This window comes from Salipiger sp. 1_MG-2023 (assembly GCF_030547555.1).
In the GTDB taxonomy this organism is placed as follows: Bacteria; Pseudomonadota; Alphaproteobacteria; order Rhodobacterales; family Rhodobacteraceae; genus Salipiger.
Window position 1 is genome coordinate 1 of record NZ_JAUOQN010000129.1, and the last position, 3,113, is coordinate 3,113.

Genomic DNA, 3,113 nt, shown 5'->3' on the forward strand with positions numbered 1-3,113 from the left:
TCACACCCGGCCGCGCGCTGCGCTACGCCGGGGGCTCCGCGCGCGGCCTCCTACACCAAGCGTTGGGACACTACCCGCGCGCTTCCGCCCGCGACGTTTGGCAACATGGGTGGCCCAAGTCCGAAGCGGGTTGCCTCGACCTCTATTCAGCATGACCGTTGCGGCCTGGCAGAGGGCACGTCGGAGATTCACGTCTCCAGCTTTCGTTACGCCGCCAGAGACATCACGCTCGCCGGACTGGGTGCGCGAGGGTGTCAGGCCGACCCAGGGGCCGACATTCTTTGACGAATGGAAGCGTGTCGGGTCGTCGACGGCGGAGCGATAAGTGAGTGCCACGACCGCACCCACACCAGGCATGGTCATCAGACGCTGGCAGACAGGGTCTTCGGAGGCCATCTGCCTGACCCTCGTCTCCAGTCTGGCCAGTTCCAGGCGAAGGGCCGCTCGAACGCGCAGCATGGGTTCCGCTGCGGCGTCGAGCATCGTGTTGCCTGCCACCAATTCCCGGATCCGCCCTTCGAACCTGCCTCGCGAGATAGCACCAACCTTCAGGCCGAAGTTCCGCAGGAGGCCTCGCAACGACATCTCCAGAGCAATCATGCTGTTCTGAATGGATTTCCGAGCTGCACGGATTGCACGGACTTCCTGAGCCGAGACCGACTTGCAGTGGACCGGTCGGAACCAGCCGAGATGTAACAGCCGCGCGATCCCTTCGGCATCCCGGCGATCCGTCTTGATCGGCATCGCCTTCAAGGCGCCCTTCACCAAACACGCCGATCGCGCTCTGAGGAAGCTGATCACGCTACTGCTTGATCTGGTTGGGATGGAGGGCCAGTTCGATCAGGATCTTCTCGCCCTTGATCGCGGCCACCGCCACTTTCGCCTTGAATGCCGGGCTGTAGTCCAACGTGATCGTTATGCCATGGTCTTTTCCTCGCTCGCAGCATCATGCTGCTGTTGCGCGGAAAATCCACCTATCCCGGCTGTTCAGATTTCCAGAACCACCTCCGACCTTGTCCAAATTCGGTGCCGTTCCCTACCTTTCAGTGCACTTTGAACAGGTTTTTGCTGGGACAGAGTTTTTTTCGGAGACAGGCAGAATCGCCTTGTAACCCCCATGTTTCCTTGGCTATACGCGTCGACGGAGACGTGGCCGAGTGGTCGAAGGCGCTCCCCTGCTAAGGGAGTAGGCCCGGAAGGGTCTCGAGGGTTCGAATCCCTTCGTCTCCGCCATTTGCCTTTGATTTTAAACGGTAAATTGGCCTTAAGTAGTTCATACCCACCAAGCTACCCTCCATATTGAAAATGCTTGGACGCAACAGGTTGCGACACCTTCGCTGCGGCTCGGCTTTCCTGCGTTCAGGAAAGACCTGCTAAGGAATGCCAAGGGGACACCCCTGTTTCCCGGCTGGATTTCGCACACGCAGGAAGTTGCCCGGTTTCCGGCCTTTGGATGTCAGAGCTTTTGACCGCCCCCCCGGTTCAAAATGTTGAACTGCGGACGCGCGTAATCGACGGGACGTTCGGTTTTCAGCGGCTTGGATGTCTAGTTTAGACGACCCCCCCCCGATAAAATGCGTGGGGGTCGTCACCGGCAAACCTGACGGCCTGGTGCATCTGCAACGTGAACAGTGGCGCGATACTGGTACGGGTCAGCCTTGCCGTTCTGCTCGCCAGCGCGCCCAACCACCCTGAATTTACCCTGCTGACAGACTGACAATACCTGACAAAAGGGGCTTATGTCAGGTATTGTCAGGTCGTCGGGTGGTCATGCCGCCGCCCGTGTCTTCGGGTTGACCAGATAGATAACCCTTGGCTTGCCGCCTGTTTCCTCGCGAGAGCGCATGACCCAGTCGGCCTGTTCCAGCACGTCAAGCGCCGCTTGCACCGCCTTGGCCAGTTGCAGCCCCGACAGGCCCCGGCGCTGGATGTCGCGTGCGGTGAAGCTCTGCCAGCCCTCGGACCGGATGACATCGGCAATGCGCCGGGCGTTGCGGATGTCGTCGGGCGGGGATGCCGTGCCATAGGCCCGAAAAGCGTGAAGCCGCAGGTGCCCGCCGACCAGATGACAGGCGCGCGATAGGTGGTCTGCGCCGATCTTGTCAGGATAGGGCGCGCCCGCCGATGCCGCCCAGTCCAGATGCGCCAGCACCCCGGCCACGCGCACCGCCAGCCCCGGCATCTTGCCGATATGCCCCTTGAACAAGCCAGTGGCCTCAGCCTCCCAAGCCCGACATTGCTGGCGAAAGTCCTGCAAGGCATCTGCCGCGTCGTCGGTGAAGGCGATATAGAACGGGCGATTGTTCCCGGTTTCATCCCGCGCTGCCCCAAGGCTGCGCAATTGTTCCAGCGCCGCCCGCACCATCGCCGTGTCGATCTGCGCGTTAGGCCGCGACAGGGCAACAGGGTCGGGGAACACGGTCAGGAAGCGGGCAAGCAAGCCGTCGTCGTCGGTGTTCACCAGCAGCCGCGCCAGCTTGTCGGGTTGCGTGCCGCCCAGCACCGCGACGGTCAGGTGGTCCACGATGATCGGTTCGGGCGAGGATTTGCGGTCCACCGGGTAGGATCTGCCGCCATAGGCTTCAAGCCAGAACGGACGGTCGCCCCCGCCGCTGTAACGGTCCATGCTCGCCAGCCAGCCCGACAGTTCATCGCGCGACAGCAGCAGCCCGCGCCACGTCTGCGCCAGCAGCTCGGCCACCTTTTCCGTGGTCGCGTCGGTGATGGTCAGCCGCTCGCGCACGGGCGGTGCGCCCGCGTCGGCCCCCTGCGGCTTGGCGGGCGGCTCTTGCCCATCGGCCAGCGCGCGCTTGGCCTCGGCCTTCCATTGCGCCAGTGCAAGCGATGCGATTTCGTCTTTGTCCTTCCACGCTTGCCGCGCTGACTGATACTCCTGCGACAGCGCGCGTTCGATGTCCTTTACCGGATCGGCCACGGCATCCAGCGCCGGGGATTTGCCCGCCGAAGGGTCGCCCACCAGCATGGCCCAGAGCACGGGCGGTTCGCGCCAGCCGTTCCAGGGCGAGAACCAGCGGGAATGGTAGTGTCCCAACGCTTGGTGTAGGAGGCCGCGCGCGGAGCCCCCGGCGTAGCGCAGCGCGCGGCCGGGTGTG

At 63.2% G+C, this 3,113-nt stretch carries 1 protein-coding gene, 1 tRNA gene and 1 pseudogene; 1 reads left to right on the forward strand and 2 read right to left on the reverse strand.

Annotation, left to right across the window (positions count from 1 at the left end; all coding sequences use genetic code 11):
• Positions 1-75: 75 nt before the first annotated feature.
• Positions 76-765, reverse strand: a pseudogene (locus Q4543_RS24010) (IS110 family transposase); the annotation flags it as partial.
• A 378-nt stretch (positions 766-1,143) separates the two neighbouring features.
• Between Q4543_RS24010 and Q4543_RS24015 the strand changes: the two are divergent.
• Positions 1,144-1,233, forward strand: a tRNA-Ser gene (locus Q4543_RS24015).
• Between the two features lie 535 nt (positions 1,234-1,768).
• Here Q4543_RS24015 and Q4543_RS24020 read toward each other — a convergent pair.
• The coding region (locus Q4543_RS24020) for a DUF3987 domain-containing protein (protein WP_303442617.1) at positions 1,769-3,113 on the reverse strand (1,345 nt) is incomplete at its 5' end.